At 66.1% G+C, this 20,037-nt stretch carries 18 protein-coding genes and 1 riboswitch; of the genes, 11 read left to right on the top strand and 7 right to left on the bottom strand.

Translation table 11 applies throughout. From position 1 onward, the window contains the following. Positions 1-23: 23 nt before the first annotated feature. Positions 24-839: a PP2C family serine/threonine-protein phosphatase gene (locus D002_RS0106705; protein WP_018141143.1), complete on the top strand. Its 816-nt coding sequence runs from the start codon at positions 24-26 to the stop codon at positions 837-839. A 43-nt stretch (positions 840-882) separates the two neighbouring features. Then, positions 883-1,890, top strand: a complete 1,008-nt coding sequence (locus D002_RS0106700; protein ID WP_018141142.1) for a LysM peptidoglycan-binding domain-containing protein — start codon at positions 883-885, stop codon at positions 1,888-1,890. Between the two features lie 37 nt (positions 1,891-1,927). On the opposite strand, the gene D002_RS0106695 is transcribed toward D002_RS0106700, so the two are convergent. Both D002_RS0106695 and D002_RS0106690 read right to left on the bottom strand, forming a co-directional pair. Then, on the bottom strand, positions 1,928-3,604 hold the full coding sequence (locus D002_RS0106695; protein WP_026181572.1) for a serine/threonine-protein kinase: 1,677 nt from the start codon (positions 3,602-3,604) through the stop codon (positions 1,928-1,930). A 29-nt stretch (positions 3,605-3,633) separates the two neighbouring features. Continuing rightward, positions 3,634-4,173 (bottom strand): FHA domain-containing protein, encoded by a 540-nt coding sequence (locus D002_RS0106690; protein ID WP_018141140.1) that lies wholly within the window; start codon positions 4,171-4,173, stop codon positions 3,634-3,636. A 156-nt stretch (positions 4,174-4,329) separates the two neighbouring features. Here D002_RS0106690 and D002_RS0106685 point away from each other — a divergent pair, with 156 nt between their 5' ends. Continuing rightward, positions 4,330-4,707 carry a DUF5362 family protein gene (locus tag D002_RS0106685; RefSeq protein ID WP_018141139.1) on the top strand — a complete coding sequence of 126 codons (378 nt, stop codon included), beginning with the start codon at positions 4,330-4,332 and terminating at the stop codon, positions 4,705-4,707. Between the two features lie 56 nt (positions 4,708-4,763). After that, entirely contained in the window at positions 4,764-5,861 is a 1,098-nt protein-coding gene (locus D002_RS0106680; protein WP_018141138.1) for a diguanylate cyclase, read from the top strand. A 30-nt stretch (positions 5,862-5,891) separates the two neighbouring features. Here the strand turns inward: D002_RS0106680 and thiC are convergent, their stop codons facing one another. Further along, positions 5,892-7,781: a phosphomethylpyrimidine synthase ThiC gene (gene thiC / locus D002_RS0106675; protein ID WP_018141137.1), complete on the bottom strand. Its 1,890-nt coding sequence runs from the start codon at positions 7,779-7,781 to the stop codon at positions 5,892-5,894. 81 nt (positions 7,782-7,862) lie between these two features. Continuing rightward, a riboswitch (TPP riboswitch) is annotated at positions 7,863-7,961 on the bottom strand. Between the two features lie 101 nt (positions 7,962-8,062). Between thiC and D002_RS0106670 the strand changes: the two genes are divergently transcribed. Both D002_RS0106670 and D002_RS0106665 read left to right on the top strand, forming a co-directional pair. Next, a complete protein-coding gene (locus D002_RS0106670; RefSeq protein ID WP_018141136.1) occupies positions 8,063-8,743 on the top strand; it encodes a TIGR00153 family protein in 681 nt (226 codons plus the stop codon). 29 nt (positions 8,744-8,772) lie between these two features. Continuing rightward, the gene (locus D002_RS0106665; RefSeq protein ID WP_018141135.1) at positions 8,773-10,026 is read left to right on the top strand and encodes an inorganic phosphate transporter; all 1,254 of its coding nucleotides are present in this window, start codon (positions 8,773-8,775) and stop codon (positions 10,024-10,026) included. 139 nt (positions 10,027-10,165) lie between these two features. Here the strand turns inward: D002_RS0106665 and D002_RS0106660 are convergent, their stop codons facing one another. Next, positions 10,166-11,674 (bottom strand): YdiU family protein, encoded by a 1,509-nt coding sequence (locus tag D002_RS0106660; RefSeq protein WP_018141134.1) that lies wholly within the window; start codon positions 11,672-11,674, stop codon positions 10,166-10,168. 144 nt (positions 11,675-11,818) lie between these two features. On the opposite strand from D002_RS0106660, the gene D002_RS0106655 reads away from it, so the two are divergent. Continuing rightward, complete coding sequence (locus D002_RS0106655) at positions 11,819-12,322, top strand: hypothetical protein (RefSeq protein WP_018141133.1); 504 nt, start codon at positions 11,819-11,821, stop codon at positions 12,320-12,322. Positions 12,323-12,389: 67 nt separating this feature from the next. Here D002_RS0106655 and argH read toward each other — a convergent pair whose 3' ends face one another. Continuing rightward, complete coding sequence (argH, locus tag D002_RS0106650) at positions 12,390-13,820, bottom strand: argininosuccinate lyase (protein WP_018141132.1); 1,431 nt, start codon at positions 13,818-13,820, stop codon at positions 12,390-12,392. A 115-nt stretch (positions 13,821-13,935) separates the two neighbouring features. On the opposite strand from argH, the gene D002_RS0106645 reads away from it, so the two are divergent. The 4 genes from D002_RS0106645 (at position 13,936) to D002_RS0106630 (ending at position 17,580) form a co-directional block, all read left to right on the top strand. Then, a complete protein-coding gene (locus tag D002_RS0106645; RefSeq protein WP_018141131.1) occupies positions 13,936-14,967 on the top strand; it encodes a sensor histidine kinase in 1,032 nt (343 codons plus the stop codon). Then, positions 14,964-15,686 carry a LytTR family DNA-binding domain-containing protein gene (locus D002_RS0106640; protein WP_018141130.1) on the top strand — a complete coding sequence of 241 codons (723 nt, stop codon included), beginning with the start codon at positions 14,964-14,966 and terminating at the stop codon, positions 15,684-15,686. The genes D002_RS0106645 and D002_RS0106640 overlap by 4 nt, the downstream gene beginning before the upstream one ends. 116 nt (positions 15,687-15,802) lie before the next feature. After that, complete coding sequence (gene hemC, locus D002_RS0106635) at positions 15,803-16,747, top strand: hydroxymethylbilane synthase (protein WP_081610831.1); 945 nt, start codon at positions 15,803-15,805, stop codon at positions 16,745-16,747. 5 nt (positions 16,748-16,752) lie between these two features. Next, entirely contained in the window at positions 16,753-17,580 is an 828-nt protein-coding gene (locus D002_RS0106630; protein ID WP_018141128.1) for a uroporphyrinogen-III synthase, read from the top strand. A gap of 286 nt (positions 17,581-17,866) precedes the next feature. Here the strand turns inward: D002_RS0106630 and D002_RS0106625 are convergent, their stop codons facing one another. Together D002_RS0106625 and D002_RS0106620 are read right to left on the bottom strand one after the other, a co-directional pair. Then, a complete protein-coding gene (locus D002_RS0106625; RefSeq protein WP_018141127.1) occupies positions 17,867-18,895 on the bottom strand; it encodes a CDP-6-deoxy-delta-3,4-glucoseen reductase in 1,029 nt (342 codons plus the stop codon). Between the two features lie 147 nt (positions 18,896-19,042). Beyond that, a complete protein-coding gene (locus tag D002_RS0106620; protein WP_018141126.1) occupies positions 19,043-20,035 on the bottom strand; it encodes an alpha/beta fold hydrolase in 993 nt (330 codons plus the stop codon). Positions 20,036-20,037 lie beyond the last annotated feature (2 nt).

Below are 20,037 nucleotides of genomic sequence, written 5' to 3'. Positions count from 1 at the left end.
GGCAACGCCAACCGGGAATGGCCATGGACACCGCATACGCCAGGGATGTCGGCGGACGCGCCGAACAGCAGGACCAGGCCAGCGTGCTCGTGGCCCGTAAAGGTGGGGCGCACCTGCTGCTGGTTGCCGACGGCATGGGCGGGCACCAGGGTGGCGCGACCGCCTCGCAAACCGCACTGAAAACGGCCGAACGCCTGTGGGATGAGTGCGCCGGTCGGCCTGCGGATCCAGCCGACCTGCTAGAACGAATCTTCCACGAGACCCACGCGGCGCTGGCTTCTGCCGGCAGCAGCCTCACCAGCCGTCCTGGCACCACTTTGGTGCTACTGTTCTGCGACGGCCAGCAGGCCTATTGGGCCCACTGCGGCGACAGCCGCCTGTATCACTTCGAAGGAACGACGCTGCTACGGCGCACCCGGGATCATACGCGCGTCCAACATCTTGTCGACGCTGGCATGATTGGCGAGGACGAGATGGCAACCCATCCGCAGCAGAACCAGCTGCTGCAGGCTCTGGGCGTGATCGACCCGATTCACGTGGACCACGGTAATGCCACGCTCACCAAGGAGAGCCGTTTTTTGCTGTGCTCCGATGGCTTCTGGGAACAGATCCGACCGGACGAGATGGCCGCGTTGCTGGACGTCGACGACCTGAGCGAACGACTGCCACGCATGGTGGCCGAGGCCGCCCGGCGCGGCGGGCCCTCCGGGGACAACGTGGCTGCCGCGGCACTGCGGCCGGACACCACGCCCGCCAGAGGCGATCACCGGCGACGCACGATCCTGCTCGGGCTGTTATTGCTGGCCGCCCTGAGCATCCTCTTCTGGCCGCTGGATTGAGTCCGGCCGTATACTCCTTTCCTGATTCGCAAAGACCCTTCCGATGCTACCGACTGTTCTTTTCCCGCGTGCTGCTGTCCTGTTGGTGGTGGCCGGACTCCTTGGCGGCTGCGCCCAGTTCAAGGCCCTGATGGACCCGGACAAAGACCGCGAGGCCGAGGCGGAGACCGAGCCCACCGAGACGGCCGAGGCCACGCCCCAGCCGGAGGACGCACCAACCCCGGCGATCGAAGACATCATTCAACTCCTGCAGGCGGGTGAATACGTCGAGGCGGAGGCCGCCCTGGATCGACTCATGGCCGTGGACCCGGGGCACCCGGCGGGACGCAATCTGATGTCCCAATTGCAAGCGGACCCACAAGAGGCCCTGGGCTCCGCGTACCAGATCCACACGGTAGCCGCCGGCGAAAGCCTGGCTCAGATTGCGCGGGAGCACCTGGGCGACGCCTCGCAGTTCGTGATCCTGGCCCGCTACAACGAGCTGGAACAGCCATCCCGTTTGTTGGTGGGCCAGCGCCTGCGCATCCCCGAAGGGTCGATGGCCACCATGGATGCCCCGGAAGCCCCGGACACCGGGGATGCGCCCGCAGCCGCCTATCGCGAAGCGATCGAGACCGAGCTTGAGGCAGGGCACTACGAACAAGCCCTGGCACTTGCCAGCCAGGCGCAGGCCGAGCTGGCTGTGAGCGGAAGCGGGGCCGACTGGCTGCAGCCGCTGCAACGCGAAGCGGAGGCCGGTTACTGGGAGCAGTCCGGCCATGCGGCACGGGACGCGGGGGATCGGTCCGAGGCACTGGCGGCCTACAACCAGGCACTGGAACACGATCCGGAACGCCGCTCCGTGGTTGAAGCCCGCGACGCGGTTCGCAAGGCGCACAAGGAGGCCCTGCACGAAGAGGCGATTGTGCGCTATCGCAATCAGGATCTGGATACTGCGATTGCGCTGTGGGACCAGGCCCTGGAACTGGATCCTGAATTCGAGGCCGCCCGCGGCTATCGGCTGCGGGCACAGGAACTGCTACGCCGACTGGACGCACTGGACAACAGTTAGGGAAGCGGCGCTGACCGGTCCGTGATTGCGAGCGCGGTCAGGGACCGTCACGATCCTCGCGTGAACGATCCCCGGTTTGCGGGGCATCGAGCTCCAGGGTTTGATCCGCGGGATGATCGGAGGAGGCCGGCGTCGGGCGCTTCATCCGGGCCTCCAGGGAATCGGCCATCACGTTGTAGGCGGCATAGACCCGTTCGAAGTCATCGCGTCGCAGGGTCCGGATGCGGGTATCCAACCGGCCCTGGCCAATCTGATCGAGTGCCCCACGCAGGGTATTCAGCGGGGCCTGCAACCGCCGCGCCAGCACATACGCGCCGATCAGCACGGCTAGCAGCGTCACCAGCGCCAGTAGCAGCAACGCCATGAAGGTGGCCCGGTTGGCCTGACCCAGGGATTGGGTGGACAAGCCGACCTGAAGACGGCCGATGGTCCGGTCCTGATAGCTCACCGGTGATTCGAACAGGAACAGCTCGCGGCCGTCGGGCCCCTCCACCGACCACACCGCCTGATCCCCTCGCCGGGTACGCAGACGTTCGTCCGGGGGCGGCTCCCAGGGCTGGCCCAGTGTCTCCGAGTCACTGCTGGCCACGATACGGTCATGGCGGTCGGCGACACTGAGCAGCGCGATCTCCCGATTTTGCTGCATGTCGTTGAGTCGGCCCTGAACGGCAATCGAGTCCTCCAGCAACAGATCTTCGGCACTCTCCACCGCGATGATCTGCGCCAGCGCGGCACCGTAGTCGAATGCCAGATCCGTCATCACAGCGTTCTGTTTCTGGTAGACCAGGGTCGACGCTATCACCAGGGTGAGCGCCACCAGCCCCCCCATGATCCCGGCCCAGCGCAGGCGCAGCGGAATAATGCGCCGCCCGCTGCCCAGACGCTCGCGTTCCAGGCGCTCTTCCTCCAGGCGCTGCAGGTCCACCAGGAGCTCGCCGGCGCTCTGGTAGCGCGCGTCCGGATCCTTGGCCAACAGCCGGATGACCCCATCGATCAGTTCCGGCGGGCAATCGGGCACGACCGGGCGCGGGCGTTCAGCGTCCTCGCGCACCACCCGCGTGAGTAGCGCTTCGACGTCGTGGCCCCGAAACGGGGTCGTACCCGTCAGCAGTTCGTACAGAACCACGCCCACCGAGTACAGGTCCGCACGCGCATCCGTGGGCTGCCCTCGAATCTGCTCCGGAGCCATGTAATGCGGGGAGCCGGCCACGTAGCCATCATCGTCGGCCCGCCAGTCGGGGTCGCTCAGGGTGCGCGCGATCCCGAAATCCATCACCTTGATGTTCACCGTGGCACTGGTGACGATGATGTTCTCGGGCTTGATGTCGCGATGCACGACCCCATGGCGGTGCGCGTAGTCCAGAGCCTCGGCCAACTGGATGCCAATCTTGAGGACATTGCGCAGACGCAAGGGTCGGAACTGCTCGGCGAACGCGGCCAGCGTGATCCCTTCGAGCAGTTCCATTGCGATGAATGGTCGCCGGTCGCTCTCGCCCACATCGAAGATGGTGACGATGCCGGGATGCGTCAGGGTCCCGGCGGCGCGTGCCTCGGCCACAAAGCGGCGGCGATACTCCGGGCGGCTGGCATAGTCATCCTGCAGGCACTTGATCGCCAGCGGGCGACCAATCTCCGGGTCGTAGCCACGATAGATCACCGCCATCGCGCCGCGTCCAATCTCCTCCCCGATTCCGTAGCGTCCTATTCGCTCCATGCTGAGAGGCCGCTCCGCCGACGCAGCGTTCAGGCGGTCTCGAGGAGAATGCGTGCGATGACCGCCAGCACCAGTACGATCACCGCGAAGCCGACCCAGCGCCATGGAATGCCGCGACCCCGACGTTCAGGCAGCACATCGGAGCCGTCGTCCTTCTGGTGGTAGACGAACTCGGCGCTCCCAAAGCGGACATGGTCGCCCTCCTTCAGCACCGCATCATGGACCTTTTCATCGTTGACCCAGGTACCATTGGTAGACAGCAGGTTGACCACACGGCACTCGCCACGCTCGTTGACCAGCCAGGCGTGCTGGGCCGAAACGCTACGATCCTGGAGGACGATGTCGTTGTCGGTCTGGCGACCGACCGAGCGCTTGCCCGGCTTGAAGGTGAGGCGTTGCTGGCGGAAGTTGGCACTGACCCCGACGAGGACCGGGTAGCCCTCGAGTGGCGCCTGGTCGGCTGCCAGCTGGCCCCGGCCTGTGGACTCGGGCAGACCTTGCCCTTGAAAGAGCATGGTGCCTTGCGGACCACTGCGGGCCTTCTCGTTGCGCCGTCCCTGATCGCTCATACGTCCCCCTGTTCTCACACCCGGTACATCCTGAAGGTCCGGTTTGCACCCCGTCGAGTATGCACGGGCCGCGCGCGCCAAAACAACGAACGCGTCACAGCATTAAACCGCCTGCTATGCTGCGGTCATCCGCCCATCACGACAAGGAGTCTGAACATGGAACAGGACGCAACGAGTACGGCCGACCTCCGAGGCCTGATCGAGCCGCTTGTACGAGGCAAGTTCTGGATGCAGTTGATCGGGGTGATGCTGATCATCTCCGGCGTGCTGACCGCCTTGTCGATCATCGGCATTATCATCGCCTGGATCCCGATCTGGGCCGGCGTGGTGCTGATGCAGGCGGCAGGCGGCGCCCAGCGCGCCTACGAAAGCGGCGACCCCGAGGCGATCAAATACGCACTCGGGCGCCTGCGGATCTACTTCACGATCTTCGGCGTGCTGCTGCTGATCTACCTGATCCTGATGGTGCTGGGCATGATCTTCGGGATCGGTGCCGGACTGATGGGGATGGGCGGCATGAGCGGCGCCATGTAAGCACCCTCGCCTGGACCCGCCGCGAGGCGGGGTCAGGCCAGCACAGGAGTCAGGGTTTGAACAACACCAGGCGCCGGTGGGCCCTCTGGAGCCCGCTGCACCGGGAAGACACCGCAGTTCAACAGGCGTTCGACGCCTGGCATCGCCAGGCGCGCATCCCGCAGGTTCGCTACGTCGCGCTGCTGACGGCCCTGATGTACCTCCTGTTCAGCGCCGTCGAACAGTCGGTGGCGGCGGACCTGCACAGCGAACGGCTGATCGCTCACGCGGTGCTGGTGCCCGGCCTGCTGCTGGCCGTGGCCGCGATGAGCCTGCGGGCCTTCCTGCAGCGGCCGATGTGGGCCCTGCTGATGGTGGCGCCGGTGATCGCGAATGGCGCCAATCTCTACCTGAATACCGGGTCGCCGCAGTTCCTGGTATTTGCCCCCGAGATTTATCTCAGCATCATGTGGACCTTCGCGATATCGGGCCTGCCGCTGCGCCAGGCCTCGATGGCCGCCATCGCCATCGTCGCGCTGGTAATTGCCGCCTCCTTTCGTAATCCCATGCAGGGCGAACTGATTCAGCTGCATCTCCTGTGGGTGCTGGCCGCCTTCAGCTTCGGCGCACTGAGTGCCTTCATGCTGGAACATGCGCGCAAGCACAGCTTCCTGCAGCAGCGCCAGCTGGAGCGCGCAGCGCGGATCGACGAGCTGACCTCGCTGTGGAACCGCGCCCATATCGAGCGCCTGTTCGAGGCGGAACGGGCTCGCACCGAGCGCTACGGCGAGCCGTTTTCGGTGATCCTGCTGGACATCGACCACTTCAAGGCGGTGAACGATACCTGGGGGCACAGTGCCGGTGACCGCGTGCTGCGACAGTTCGCGGACCTGCTGCGCCAGAACCTGCGCGAGGTCGATGCGATCGGCCGGATCGGGGGTGAGGAGTTCTTCGTGCTGCTACCGCAGACGTCCGTCGCGCAGGCACAGGGGGTCGCCCGTGACCTGCAGGCCTGCATCAATGCCTTCGACTTCGAAACGGGCGGGCGCCGCACCGCGAGCTTCGGCGTGACCGAATACCGGCCGGGCGAAAGCCGGGTCGACACCTTCGATCGAGCCGACCAGGCCCTGTATGCCGCGAAGGAGAACGGCCGCAACCGCATCGAGGTGCGGTAGACCGGCCTCACCCGGGCCAGCCTCGCTGGCTTACACCTCGCGGTAGATCTTCGCGCCCTTCTCGACGAACTCGACCGCCTTTTCCTGAAGGCCCTTCTTCAGGGCCTCGTCCTCCGAGATGCCCTGGGCCGCGGCGTAGTCGCGCACGTCCTGAGTGATCTTCATCGAGCAGAAGTTCGGCCCGCACATGGAGCAGAAATGGGCGACCTTGTGCGCATCCTTGGGCAGGGTCTCGTCATGGAATTCGCGCGCGCGCTCCGGGTCCAGCGCGAGGTTGAACTGGTCCTCCCAGCGGAACTCGAAGCGTGCCTTACTGAGTGCGTTGTCCTGCAGCTGCGCGCCGGGGAAGCCCTTGGCCAGGTCGGCGGCGTGAGCGGCGATCTTGTAGGTGATGATGCCGTCGCGTACGTCCTGCTTGTTGGGCAGGCCCAGATGTTCCTTCGGTGTCACGTAGCAGAGCATCGCGGTGCCGTACCAGCCGATGTTGGCCGCGCCGATGCCGGAGGTGATGTGGTCGTAGGCCGGGGCGATGTCGGTCACCAGCGGGCCGAGGGTGTAGAACGGCGCCTCGAAGCAGTCCTCCAGCTCCTTGTCGACGTTTTCCTTCACCTTCTGCAGCGGGACGTGGCCGGGGCCCTCGATCATCACCTGCACGTCGTGTTCCCAGGCCTTCTGCGTCAGCTCGCCCAGGGTCTCCAGCTCGCCGAACTGGGCGGCGTCGTTGGCGTCGGCCAGGCAACCGGGGCGCAGGCCGTCGCCCAGCGAGAAGGAGACGTCGAACGCCTTCATGATCTCGCAGATCTCGTCGAAGTGCGTATAGAGGAAGTTCTCCTGGTGATGCGCCAGGCACCACTTGGCCATGATCGAGCCACCGCGGGAGACGATGCCGGTCACCCGGTCGGCGGTCAGCGGCACGTACTGCAGGCGCACGCCGGCGTGGATGGTGAAGTAGTCCACGCCCTGTTCGGCCTGTTCGATCAGGGTGTCGCGGAACAGCTCCCAGGTCAGGTCCTCGGGTTTGCCGTCGACCTTCTCCAGCGCCTGGTAGATCGGCACGGTGCCGATCGGCACCGGCGAGTTGCGCAGGATCCACTCGCGGGTCTCGTGGATGTTCTTGCCGGTGGACAGGTCCATCAGGGTGTCGCCGCCCCAGCGCGCGGACCAGACGAGCTTCTCTACCTCCTCCTCGATCGAGGAGGTGACCGCGGAGTTTCCGATGTTGGTGTTCACCTTCACCCGGAAGTTGCGGCCGATGATCATCGGCTCGAGCTCGGGGTGGTTGATGTTGGCGGGGATGATCGCGCGACCGCGGGCAATCTCGTCACGCACGAACTCGGGGGTGATCGCGTCCGGGATGGAGGCGCCGAAGGACTCGCCCGCGTGTTGCCGCAGCAGCTTCTTGTAGCGCGGGTCGGCGCGCAGCTCTTGCAGGCGGTTGTTCTCGCGGATCGCGACGTACTCCATCTCCGGGGTGATGATGCCCTTCCGGGCGTAGTGCATCTGCGAAACGTTCGCGCCGGCCTTTGCCCGGCGCGGCGGGCGGATGTGCTCGAAGCGCAGGGATGCCAGCTCCGGGTCCACCGCACGGGCCTGGCCGTATTCCGAACTCGGGCCGTCCAGCCATTCGGTGTCGCCGCGTTCGTCGATCCAGGCGCCGCGCAGATCCGCCAGCCCCTGGCGCAGATCGATGGTCGCATCCGGGTCGGTGTACGGGCCGGAGGTGTCGTACACCGGGATCGGCGGGTTCTCCTCCGGGGTGCCGGAGGTCAGCGTCGGGCTCTGTGCGACCTGGCGAAACGGCACGCGGATGTCCGGACGTGAACCCTGGACGAACACCTTTTCGGAGCTCGGGAACGGGCGCGTGACGTCGGCGGAGACCTCGGCGGTCTTGCGGGCGAAGGATTCGGGGATGGCGCTCATGACAGGACCTCTGCGACTCGGACGTGACGGCAGAGGGAGCAGAACGGGCAGGACAGACTGCGAACGGGTCGCGCGCGGACTGAATCGAGCACCGAGCTTCCCTCCGCCAGTGTGAACTGGTTCAGGTTCAAGGGGACTCTCTCAGCCCGGCACGTGGCACGGGCACCCCCAGCTCTGAGGGCCCGAGTGTAGCGCACCCGTGCAACCACGGCACGAACAAGGCCGCGCGCATAGCGGTGTTTTGCGTTAGATTACTGCTTTGTGACAACCTTCGCGCCGCTATGTCCCCCAAGAACTTCGTCTTCGAGCTGTTTGGCCGTTCCCCGGTGCGCCCGTTACAGGCGCACATGGAGAAGGTGCGCGCCTGCATCGCCGAACTGCCCCCGTTCATCGAGGCCATGGCCCAGGACGACTGGGAGACCGCGCGAGCTCAACAGAAGAAGATTTCCACACTGGAGCGCGAGGCCGACCGCCTGAAAAAGGATCTTCGCCTGCACCTGCCCAAGGGCATGATGCTGGCAATGTCGCGCCGCGACGTGCTCGACACCCTGCTGATCCAGGACCGCATCGCCAATATGGCAAAGGATATCGCGGGGTTGATGCTGGGGCGCCAGATGCAGTTCCCCGACAACATGCACGAGCCCATCCAGCGCTTCCTGAACCGCAGCGTGGACGCCGTGGATCAAGCTGGCCGCGCGATCAACGAGCTGGATGAATTGGTCGAGGCCGGCTTCCGCGGGCACGAAGTAGAAGTCGTCAACGGCATCCTCACCGAGCTGGACCATATCGAACACGAATCCGACGAGGCCCAGCGCGAGGTCCGCGAAATCCTGTTTGCGCAGGAGGTCGACCTGCCGCCGGTCAACGTGGTCTTCATGTACCGCGTGATCGACTCCATTGGCGAACTGGCCGACCTGGCCCAGCGTGTGGGCAGCCGCCTGCAACTGATGCTGGCCAAGTAACCACTGGCACCATAGGGACTTAGGACTGCATGGAATACAGCACCCTGTTGCTCGGCCTTGCAGTAATCTTCGGGCTATTCATGGCCTGGGGCATCGGCGCCAATGACGTCGCCAATGCGATGGGCACCTCGGTCGGCTCGCGCGCGCTGACCATCCGCCAGGCGGTATTCGTCGCCGCGATCTTCGTATTCTCCGGGGCCTGGCTGGCCGGCGGCGAGGTCACCCAGACCATCCGCAGCGGGATGGTCGATTCCAGCCTGATGGCCGACAACCCCGAGTTGCTTGTGTACGGGATGCTGGCGGCCCTGGCGGCCGCCGGAACATGGCTGATGATCGCCTCCTACTTCGGCTGGCCGGTCTCCACCACCCACTCCATTATCGGCGCGATCGTCGGCTTTGCCGTGGTCGGGCTGGGTTTCGAGGTGGTGCGCTGGGAACGCGTGGGCACCATCGCGATGTCCTGGGTGGTGTCGCCGATGGTCGGCGGCATGATCGCCTTCGCCCTGTTCCGCAGCGTACAGATCCTCATCCTCGACACCGTGGATCCGCTGAAGAACGCCAAACGCTGGGCCCCGCTGTATATCTTCCTGACTGCCTTCGTGACGGCGCTGGTCACGATGTTCAAGGGCCTGACCCATGTCGGCCTGGATCTGACACCTGTGCAAGCCTATGGCTTTGCCATTCTGATTAGCGCGATCGTCGTCGTGCTCGGCATGCTGGCGATTCGTCGCCTGCGCTTTGATCAGACCCACGGAGACGATGGCTCCCATTTTGCCAACGTCGAAAAGGTGTTCGCGGTGCAGATGGTGGTCACCGGCTGCGCGATGGCCTTTGCCCTGGGTTCTAACGACGTGGCCAATGCCGTCGGCCCGCTGGCCGCGGTCGTGGACGTGATCCAGACCGGCGACGTCAGCGCCGAAACACTGGTGCCGGTCTGGGTGTTGCTGCTGGGCGGCGTCGGGATCGTGTTCGGCCTGTTCACCTACGGCCACAAGGTGATCGCGACGGTGGGCACCGGCATTACCCAGCTCACCCCTAGCCGCGGCTACGCCGCTACCGCGGCGGCGGCCGCCACCGTGGTGCTCGCCTCCGGTACCGGACTGCCAATCTCCACGACCCACACGCTGGTCGGCGCGATCCTCGGAGTCGGCCTGGCTCGCGGGATCGCCGCCATCAACCTCGGCCTGGTGCGTATGATCTTCCTGTCCTGGATCGTGACCCTGCCGGCCGGTGCCATCCTCGCCGTGGTCTACTTCTATATCCTGCGCAGCATTTTCGGCTAGGGAAACATCCGGACTCCGGCCCCTTCAAAGCAGAACTCACGCGGCCACCGCGCCTTGTTCGCACGCAATAGCGACTCGAGCGCGGACGTGCGATTCAATCAGCGTATCCCCAGGGGGGCGGACGGTTGCTACCGATCCCTCAAGAAGAACAGCTTAGCTGTATGCCACTCGCCCAGGCCGGTGGCAGGTCCGCGTAGGCTTCAAACTCGGGCTGCTCGTCGAACGGTCGTGCCAGGATCTGCTGCAGGCGCAGCACCTCGGACGGGTCCCCGGCCTCGGCCTGCTCAATGGCAGCCTGGGCCAGATGGTTGCGCAGGATGTACTTCGGATTGACCGCGTTCATCGCAGCCTTGCGTTCACCCGCCGCTTGCCCTTCGAGCGCCAGGCGCGCCTGGTAGCGCGACCACCAGGCCTGCCAGGCGCCCACGTCCTCCAGCTCCGATTCCAGTTGGGAGCGGGTTTCCGCCTGCTCCAGATCGGGCAATTGGCGGAAGAACCGGGTGTAGTCCACGCCCTCGGCCGCCATCCGCGCGAGCAGCTCCTGGATCAGTGCCTCATCGTCCCCCTGGGGCGTCTGCAGCCCCAGCTTCTTGCGCATACGCAAGAGCCAGGCATGGCGGTACTGCGGCTGGAAGTCCTGCAGCAGGGCCTTGGCGCGCTCGATCGCCGCCTCGCGGGTGGCGTCGGCGAAATAGATGACCAGGGTCTCGGCCAGGCGGATCAGGTTCCACTGCGCGATCTGCGGCTGCTGATCGAAAGCATAGCGACCGCCCTGGTCGGTATGGTTGCAGATGTAGCCAGGATCGAAGGCATCCATAAAAGCGAACGGGCCGTAGTCGATGGTCAGCCCGATCAGGCTCATGTTGTCGGTGTTCATCACCCCGTGGCAGAAGCCCACGGCCTGCCAGTCGGCAATCATTTCCGCGGTGCGGGCAATCACCTCCTCCAGCATGGCCGCGACCGGATCAGGCGCATCCTGTAAATGGGGATAATCATGCGCCAGGGCGTACGCAATCAGTTCCTGCAGGCGTTCGCTGTAGCCGTTGTAATGGAAGTACTCGAAATGTCCGAAGCGCAGGAACGAAGGGGCGGCGCGCAGCACGATGGCCCCCGGTTCGATCCGTTCGCGATAGACCCGCAGGCTGGACCCGAACAACGCGACGGCGCGGGTCGTCGGGACACCCAGCGCGGCCATCGCCTCGGAGACCAGGTACTCGCGTACCGAGGAACGCATCACCGCGCGGCCGTCCGCCCCGCGCGAGAAGCGGGTCGGGCCCGCACCCTTGACCTGCAGCTCCCAGGTCTCGCCCTGCGAAGTCCGCACCTCGCCGAGCAGCTTGGCGCGGCCGTCTCCCAACTGCGGCACGAAAACCCCGAACTGGTGGCCGGCATACACCGAGGCCAGCGGCTCGGCGCCGGGCAGCTCACTCCCGTGGGTACAGGCCCCGAGCCACGGGTCTTCGGCCAGCTCAGCCGGGTCCAGGCCCAGGCGCCCGCAGAGGTCGGGGCTAGTCGCCAGGCAGGCCGCGCCCGGAAACGGTGCGGGCAGAGGCCGATCGTAAAAGGCCTCCGGCAGGCGGGCGAAGCGGTTGACCCACTCCAGTTCGGAGTCGGTTCGAGCGGCGTTTACGGGGTCGGGGACCGACATGGGGCATCTCGGCAGATTGCGGTGTGAGGGGTTATCATGCGCGTCGCAACGACCCCGGTTCAGGAACCCACGGCGGTCGCACGTTCATTTTTCCGCTGGCGGCCGCAGCGCGGCCGCGCATCTCGCATCCCGGAGGCTAGCCCCGTGTCCGAACAAGAAAGCCCCAAGCAGCAAAACCTCAAGACCAGCGAACGCCTGGTCTGGGTCGGTTTCATGCTGTTTTTCGTCGTCATCCTGGCGATCTACATCGCCCGCGGCAATGGTCTCGAGCAGGATCTGTCGGAGGCCAACCGCGACCTGCTACAGGCGCAGATGCAGCTGCAGCAATACACCCGCCACGAGGTGCCGCGTCCCGTGGTGCTCGGCCTCACCAATGCCCACCTCCAGGACCTGCAGCGCCGGGGGATGGTCCGGCCCGACGAACGCCTGGCCAACGACCTTATGCAGCAGACCGACCTGATCCCACACCAGGCGTCCGAAGGCGAGTCGTATGAATTTCGCGAGGACGGCATTCACGTGCTGAACCACCAGTGGGTCCTGGCGAACTTCGAGGGCGACGCTGCCCATGGCCAGCTCCTGCTGGCCTACGAGGTCGTGCACGGCAACGTCCTCTGGGAAGTGCTGGAGTCGACGCTGGACCGCTTCTGAGGCCCCTCTTGGCCGCACACGCCCAGACGGGCCATGGCCAGGGGACGCGCAGCTCCAAGGAACAGGATCAGGTGTCGGCGCGGGCTAACGCCGCCAGATGGTCGCGGGCCGCCGCGGCCTGGCGGCGCACCTGCTCCGGGGCGGTTCCCCCGGTCAGGTTGCGCGCCGCCGCCGAACCTTCGGGTGTGAGCACCGTATAGACATCCTCGCCAACCGCCTCGCTGATCGCCTGCAGATCGGCTAACGGCAGCTCCGCCAGGTCCACCCCGCGTTCCTGCGCAATGCGCACCGCCCGTCCGACCACTTCGTGGGCATCCCGGAAGGCCACGCCCCGACCCACCAGGTAGTCGGCCAGATCGGTCGCGGTGGCAAAGCCCTTGCGCGTTGCGGCCAGGGTGTTCTCCCGCCGCACCTCCAGGTTCGGGACCATGTCACCAAAGGCCCGGAGCGACCCCTGCAAGGTGTCGACGGTGTCGAACAGCGGTTCCTTGTCTTCCTGATTGTCCTTGTTATAGGCGAGCGGCTGGCTCTTCATCAGGGTCAATAGCGACATCAGATGGCCGTAGACTCGGCCCGTCTTGCCGCGCACCAGCTCCGGCACGTCGGGGTTCTTCTTCTGCGGCATGATCGAGGAACCGGTGCAGTAGCGATCCGGCAGCTCGATAAATGCGAACTGCGCGCTGGTCCACAGCACCAACTCCTCGGCTTGGCGTGACAGGTGCATCATCAGGGTCGCCGCGGCCGCGGTGAATTCGATTGCGAAGTCGCGATCCGACACCGCGTCCAGCGAATTGCGGGTAACGCCATCGAAGCCCAGCAACTCGGCCGTGTACTCGCGGTCCAGCGGATAGGGCGTGCCGGCCAGCGCGGCGGAACCGAGCGGGAGCACGTTTACCCGGACACGGCAGTCCCGCAGGCGTTCGGCGTCGCGCTCCAGCATCTCGTACCAGGCCAGCATGTGATGACCGAAGGTCACCGGCTGCGCGGTCTGCAGATGGGTGAAGCCCGGCATCACGGTATCGGCCTCGCGCTCGGCCAGCGTGACCAGGCCTTCCTGGTAGACGCGGATCAGGCGCAGGATGTCGTCGATGTTTGCGCGCAGCCACAGCCGAATGTCGGTGGCGATCTGGTCGTTGCGCGAGCGGCCGGTGTGCAGCTTCTTGCCAACATCGCCGATGCGCTCGATCAGGCGCGCCTCGATGTTCATGTGCACGTCTTCGCGTCCGACCTGCCAGTCGAAGTCACCGGCGGCGATCTCGTCGCGGATCGCGTCCAGGCCCTCCAGGATCTGCGCGGCCTCGTCCTCGGTGAGCACACCAACCTTGGCCAGCATGCGCGCATGCGCCTGCGAGCCCTGGATGTCTTCGCGGTAGAGACGGCGATCAAAATCCACCGACGCGGTAAAGCGTTCCACGAAGGCGTCGGTCGGTTCGGAGAAACGCCCGCCCCACAGCTTGGCCTCGGCGTTCGGCTTGTCGTGCGCGGAATCCTGCGTCATGGTGCACCCTGGACCGGGTTGGAAAGACACGGAAGTATACGGGCACAGCCGGGGATTGAACATGGCGCGGTCCCGCCCCGGCGAACCCGCCGGGAATCCGAGGAGATCCACGCGCATGGCCGAGGCGCCGACCGCCAGGGATAGCACCGAGGAACTTTCGCCGCTGCCGGATTTCTGCAGCGCGGAAACGCTGCTGCGCGTGTTGATGGTGGCGGTATTACTGGCACTGGCCGTAGCCCTGCTACGTGGGGGCGGCCAGGACTGGATATCGGGCCTGGCGCTGCACGCCCTGTTCATCTTCTGGGTCGCGCTGACCAGCCTGCTGATCCTCTGCGCATTCAAGAGCCCCCTGCGCCGGCTACCGCTGACCGCTCAGATCGTGGTACCGCCGCTGATCCCCATCGCCAACACCGCGATTGTCTATCGCCTGGCGGAGGAACTGGTGCTGGCCGACCCGGCACTGCGCTGGCCGGTGATTGGTGTCGCCACCATCCTCAGCCTCGTCGCGATGCACTACCTTTATCTGCAGGCCGCCTGGCAACGCGAGACGCAGGCCGTGGCCGCGGCGCGGGAACAGGCGATGCGCGCCCGCCTGCGTCCTCACTTTCTCTACAACAGCATGAACACCATCGCCGGGCTTTGCCGCAGCGATCCGACCCGCGCGGAACAAATCACGCTGGACCTGGCCGATCTGTTCCGCGCGACCTTCGCCACCGGCGACCGTCATACACTGCGCGAGGAACTGTCGCTGGTACAGGCCTTCCTCGGGATCGAGCAGACCCGGTTCGGGGAACGCCTGACACTGGACTGGGACTGCCCGGACCACCCGGGGATGGACCTCGAGGTACCAACCCTGGTCCTGCAACCACTGGCCGAGAATGCAATCCAGCATGGCATTGCACCGGCCCGTAGTGCCGGTCGCGTCTGGATACGCTGCCGCATGGACTCCGGACGCATCACCCTCGAGATCGGCAATACCGTGGATCCGCAGGCGCGCGCCGACGGGACCGGGACCGCGACGGAAGCCGTGCGCCTGCGCCTGCAACACGCCTTCGGAGGACAGGTACACTTCGAGTCACGCAGCCAGCCGGATCGCTTCGAGGTCCACATCCGGCTACCGCTCGTGACCGGGGAGGGATCCAAATGAATGCCACGCCGCTGGATCTGCTGATCGCCGACGACGAGCCGATCGCCCGCCAGCGCCTTGCCGCGCTGGCGGAAGAGCTCGGACACCGGGTGGTGGCCGAGGCCGGCCACGCCGGCGAGGCCGAACAGGCCCTGGGACGCTGCCAGCCGGACGCCCTGCTTCTGGATATCGACATGCCGGGCGAGAGCGGGCTGGAACTGGCCGCCCGCCTGCACAAGCCATACCCCGAACTGACCGTCATCCTGGTCACGGCCCATGACCGGTTTCCACTGGAGGCCTTCGAAGCCGGGGTGCGCGACTACGTGCTGAAGCCGGTGCGCCGCGAACGCCTGGAACAGGCGCTGCAACGCGCGGTACAGCAAAAACAGGGGCGGCCCCAGACCGTACCGAACGAGGTCCACATCACCGTGGGCCGGCGTGAGGAGCGCGTCCCGCTGGAGCGCGTGGACATCTTCATCGCCGAGGGCGGCTACGTGATGGCGCGTTCAGCGCGCCTCGCCGGGTTCGTGGATGCGCGCTTGCGCGATCTGGAGGCCCTGTATGGCCCGGCTCTGCTCAGGGTGCACCGCGGCTGTCTGGCGGTGAAGACCTCGATCAAGGGCGTCGAGAACCTCGGCCCGACCGACAACCGCCTGCTGTTCCACGACGACCTGGACCCGATGCCGATCAGCCGCCGCCAGTTGCCAAGGGTGCGCGAATACCTGCGCAACGGCAGCTGAACCCCGGCGGGGGAGCCCGCGGATCCCTGCGGGATTCAGGCCCCTGGGCATTCGCCGTTATACTAGCCCGTTTTGAACGCCCGGCCCCCCTGAGCCGAGGCTCGCCCGGACAACGCATGAAGCCTGTACGCATCGCTACCCGAAAGAGCCCGCTTGCCATGTGGCAGGCGGAACACGTCGCTGAACGCCTGCGCGCCCGCGAGCCCGAACGCCCGGTCGAACTGGTGGGCATGACCACCCAGGGTGACCGCGTGCTGGACTCCCCGTTGGCCCGGATTGGCGGCAAAGGGCTGTTCGTGAAGGAGCTGGAGATCGCCCTGCTGGAGGATCGGGCCGACATCGCGGTGCACTCGGTCAAGGACGTGCCGATGGAGCTTCCGGAGCAACTGGAACTGCCCGTGATCCTGGACCGCGAAGACCCGCTGGATGCCTTCGTCTCCAATCACTACACCCATGTCGACGAGTTGCCGCAGGGTGCGCGGGTGGGCTCCTCCAGCCTGCGTCGCCAGTGCCAGTTGCGCGCCCGGCGACCGGATCTCGAGGTACGCGACCTGCGCGGGAACGTGAATACCCGCCTCGGCAAACTGGATGCCGGCGAATACGACGCCATCCTGCTCGCCGCGGCCGGGCTCAAACGACTCGGGTTTCACGACCGCATTCGCTCCTGCCTGGAGCCGGATGTCAGCCTGCCGGCGGTGGGCCAGGGCGCGATTGCCATCGAGTGCCGCGCCGGCGACACCATCATCGGCGAGCTGATTGCGCCGCTTAACGATCCGGACACCTTCGACCGGGTGCGCGCTGAACGCGCCTTCAACCGCCGTCTGGAAGGCGGTTGCCAGGTGCCGCTGGCGGCTCACGCCACGCTCGACGGGGACCACCTGTACCTGGATGGCCTGGTGGGGGCAGTGGATGGCAGCCGCCTGCTACGTCGCCAGGTCGATGGCCCACGTGCCGATGCCGTGGCCCTCGGGATCCAGTTGGCCGACATGCTGCTGGAGCTCGGCGCTGGTGAACTGCTGGCCGCCGCGCATCGTGACCACGGTCAGGACGCAAAGGGATAGTCGCCATGAATGCATCCGCAAACCAGAACACCCAGCCCGACGGCACCGGTCCCCTGTCCGGACTCGGCATCCTGGTGACCCGTCCGGCCGCTCAGGCCGAACCCTTCTGCGAGGCGCTGACGGCCGAGGATGCCACCGTGATCCGCTTCCCGGTGCTGGAGATCCTGGCGCCCAGCGATCCGACCAACCTGCGCGAGGTCCTCGACCGGCTGGACGACTTCGATATCGCGGTGTTCATCAGCCCGAATGCGGTGCAGCGCGTGCTGAACCTGGCCCTGGCCGACCGCGACTGGCCGACGACCACCAAGATCGCGGCCATCGGCAACCGCACCGCGCAGGAACTGAAGGGCTTCGGCCGCCCGGCGGATATCCTGCCGCCACGGCGCTTCGACAGTGAGGCGTTGCTGGCGCAGGAGGCGATGCTGGACGTTGCGGGCAAGCGCGTGGTGATCTTCCGCGGCGACGGCGGCCGCGAACTGCTGGGCGACACCCTGAAGGAGCGCGGCGCCGAGGTGACCTTTGCCGAGGCCTATCGCCGCGGGCGCCCCGAAGGCGACACCGGCGAACTGATGTATTCCTTCTCGCGCGGGCAGATCAACGTGATCACCATCACCAGCGGCGAAGGCCTGCGCAACCTGTACGAGATGGTCGGCAAGCTGGGTCGCATGTGGCTGCGCAAGACTCCGCTGGTGGTCGGCAGCGAACGCATCGCCGAGATCGCCCAGGAACTCGGCTTCAAGGCCGCGGTGGAAACCGCCGAGGACCCTACAGATGCCGCCATGCTGGCCGCCGTCCACCGGCTCGCCGACCAGCTCCGAACCAGCGGCAGTTAATTTTTCACCACGAAGCGCACGAAGGCACGAAGAAGGGCCAGGTCAAGGGCGCTTCACAGGAAGGTGGGAAGGTCGGTAAGGTTCTGGATGGAGAGGTTTGGGATGTGGGGTACGGAGGTATCCCGGCCCAGCGTTCCCGATACCTCTGTCATCCCGGCCGGAACGTCGTGAAGAGCCGGGATCGCCACGGCCGGGCACCGATGCCAAATCCACCCTGGACGGTTGGCCAGCTAGCCCTAGCCGTTCGTCCGCTCTGCAAACCTGCCTGTGCGTTCAAGCCCTAAGGTCACTCCGCGGGGACGGCGGGTTCGAAGCTGTCGTAGTACAGCTGGTCGGTGGGCAGGCCGACGGCGAGGAAGGCCTCGCGGGCGGCGTGGATCATGGCAGGGGGACCGGCCATGTAGACGTCGAAGCCCGACAGGTCCGGGTATTCCGCCAGAACGGCCTCATGGGGCCAGCCGCTGATTGCGGGGAAATCCGCCGCGGTGGCGGCCGGGTGGTCGGACAGGACCGGGGTAAAACGAAAGTGCTCGGCGTGCTCGGCGGCCATTTTCTGCAGCCATTCCGGCGCGTAGATGCCGTCGGCCGCCCGGGCGCCCCAGAACAGGTGGTGCGGCCGGTCCAGGCCCTCGGCCGCCAGGTGGTCGAGCATGCCCTTCAGCGGTCCAAAGCCGGTACCGCCGCCGATGAAGAGGCGTGGGCGCGGGGAGTCTTCGTCGACGAAAAAGCTGCCCAACGGGCCCTCGATGCGTAGCAGCCCCTTCGGCTTGAGCTCCTCGAACACCATGGTGGAGAACCGTCCGCCAGGCAGGTTGCGCACATGCAGGACAAGCTGGTCATCGTCGTGCGGGGCATTCGCCAGGGAGTAGCTGCGCCGGTCCCCGCCCTTAAGCAGGATGTCGAGATACTGACCCGCGAGAAACTGTAGGCGCTCGGATGCGGGCAACTGCAGGCGCAGCTCCATCACGTCATCCGCCAGGCGGTTCAGCGCCGCCACCCGGCACGGCAGGGTCTTGACCACGATATCCCGGGCGGCGCCAATCTCGCGGACTTCGATCTCCAGATCATCCACCGCGACCGCCTGACAGAACAGCGCCATGCCGTCGGCCAATTCCGCTTCGGTAATGCCCGGCGGCTTGGTGGGTCCGTGATCGACCTCGCCCTGGAGTACGCGGCCTTTACAGGAACCACAGGCCCCGTTGCGACAACCATAGGGGAAGGCAAAACCCTGGCGTAACCCAGCTTCGAGGATGGTCTCGTCGTCCTCCACCTCGAACGTATGACCACTGGGCTGAATGGTGACATCGAACGCCATCGAGATCCCTCTGTCGCGGAAAGGCCGTCATTTTCGCCACTACCCCGACGAACGCAAGCAACCGTAATGGCTCCGGGTCGGAACGGTCACGGCGTGACCGCGCATGAGCGCTCGGAAGGTCCATGTCGGGGGCAATCGCTACCGCCGTTAGGAGTCGGGGCAAGGGCCGGTCTTCGAGGTGGCCGGGGCCTCGGCCTCGGCCTCGCCCCGCATCACCCGTTGCATCCAGTCGTGAAGGCGCTGTGCCGTTTGCGGCCAGTCGGGTGCATGCATGAGGAGGTGGGGCCAGTTGGGGTCGGCCCAAACCTCGGCCTGACCCCGGGGATGGGCGCCCGCCGCGGCACAAACCGATTCAAGCAGGATTGTTCCGTCCTGCTCACCCCACAGGTACACCACCGGCACCGTAACCCGGTCGATATGGTCGGTGGCGTACTGAGCCAGCCAGACGACCCCGGCGTAGGTATCCATGCGAATTCGACGGATGATCAAGGGATCCTCGGCGAAACGCTCCGCGGCGGTCGCAGACAGGCTGTCCGAATAGTCGGGGTCAACGGTGATGGTCAACCCCCCGGCCAGCACCTCACCGGTCCGTACGGCCGCATCCCAGAACCGGCGGGCCGGGATACCCCCGCGCAGGCCGGGTGCCACAGCGATGATCCCGGTAACATCGAGTTCGGGGTGGGTAGCCAAACTGGCGAGCGCAGCGGAACCGCCCATGCTCTCGCCAAGCAGGAACACCGGTTGCTCAGGATCATCTTCTTGCGCTTGACGAACCAGGGCCACGACGTCGGCCATCATCGCGTCCAGTCCTGGCCAACGCCCATGCGGCTCGCTTCGGCCATGCCCGCGCTGATCCAGAGCGGTCACGCTGTAGCCTCGCGCGGCGAGCCAGGGACCCAGTTCGCCATAAGCACCGGCGTGATCGCGAAAACTGTGCAGGGCGATGATCGTCGCGTGGGGCGAGTCGGCAGGCCAGGAACGGATGCGCTCGGGTGCGATGCGGGAGACTTCGGACAGTGCGTTTACCGGATCCTGGGCCGCGCGCACGTCTTCACGCTCCGGCGTCGCAGCACAGGCCGTCAGACCGAGCAGGACCGCCGCCAGGACGAGCGGGCGGCGCCAGCCCGAGCCGGTCTTCACGC

The sequence above is a fragment of the Thioalkalivibrio sp. ALJ7 genome, from assembly GCF_000376865.1.
Lineage (GTDB): Bacteria > Pseudomonadota > Gammaproteobacteria > Ectothiorhodospirales > Ectothiorhodospiraceae > Thioalkalivibrio.
This window is presented reverse-complemented; position numbering and strand designations above follow the sequence as displayed.

Excerpts from the sequence above, each read along its gene's own strand:
- D002_RS0106705 (WP_018141143.1), top strand. The coding sequence starts at position 24 with ATGGACACCGCATACGCCAGGGATGTCGGCGGACGCGCCGAACAGCAG.
- D002_RS0106700 (WP_018141142.1), top strand. The coding sequence starts at position 883 with ATGCTACCGACTGTTCTTTTCCCGCGTGCTGCTGTCCTGTTGGTGGTG.
- D002_RS0106695 (WP_026181572.1), bottom strand. The coding sequence starts at position 3,604 with ATGGAGCGAATAGGACGCTACGGAATCGGGGAGGAGATTGGACGCGGC.
- D002_RS0106690 (WP_018141140.1), bottom strand. The coding sequence starts at position 4,173 with ATGAGCGATCAGGGACGGCGCAACGAGAAGGCCCGCAGTGGTCCGCAA.
- D002_RS0106685 (WP_018141139.1), top strand. The coding sequence starts at position 4,330 with ATGGAACAGGACGCAACGAGTACGGCCGACCTCCGAGGCCTGATCGAG.
- thiC (WP_018141137.1), bottom strand. The coding sequence starts at position 7,781 with ATGAGCGCCATCCCCGAATCCTTCGCCCGCAAGACCGCCGAGGTCTCC.
- D002_RS0106670 (WP_018141136.1), top strand. The coding sequence starts at position 8,063 with ATGTCCCCCAAGAACTTCGTCTTCGAGCTGTTTGGCCGTTCCCCGGTG.
- D002_RS0106665 (WP_018141135.1), top strand. The coding sequence starts at position 8,773 with ATGGAATACAGCACCCTGTTGCTCGGCCTTGCAGTAATCTTCGGGCTA.
- D002_RS0106660 (WP_018141134.1), bottom strand. The coding sequence starts at position 11,674 with ATGTCGGTCCCCGACCCCGTAAACGCCGCTCGAACCGACTCCGAACTG.
- argH (WP_018141132.1), bottom strand. The coding sequence starts at position 13,820 with ATGACGCAGGATTCCGCGCACGACAAGCCGAACGCCGAGGCCAAGCTG.
- D002_RS0106645 (WP_018141131.1), top strand. The coding sequence starts at position 13,936 with ATGGCCGAGGCGCCGACCGCCAGGGATAGCACCGAGGAACTTTCGCCG.
- D002_RS0106640 (WP_018141130.1), top strand. The coding sequence starts at position 14,964 with ATGAATGCCACGCCGCTGGATCTGCTGATCGCCGACGACGAGCCGATC.
- hemC (WP_081610831.1), top strand. The coding sequence starts at position 15,803 with ATGAAGCCTGTACGCATCGCTACCCGAAAGAGCCCGCTTGCCATGTGG.
- D002_RS0106630 (WP_018141128.1), top strand. The coding sequence starts at position 16,753 with ATGAATGCATCCGCAAACCAGAACACCCAGCCCGACGGCACCGGTCCC.
- D002_RS0106625 (WP_018141127.1), bottom strand. The coding sequence starts at position 18,895 with ATGGCGTTCGATGTCACCATTCAGCCCAGTGGTCATACGTTCGAGGTG.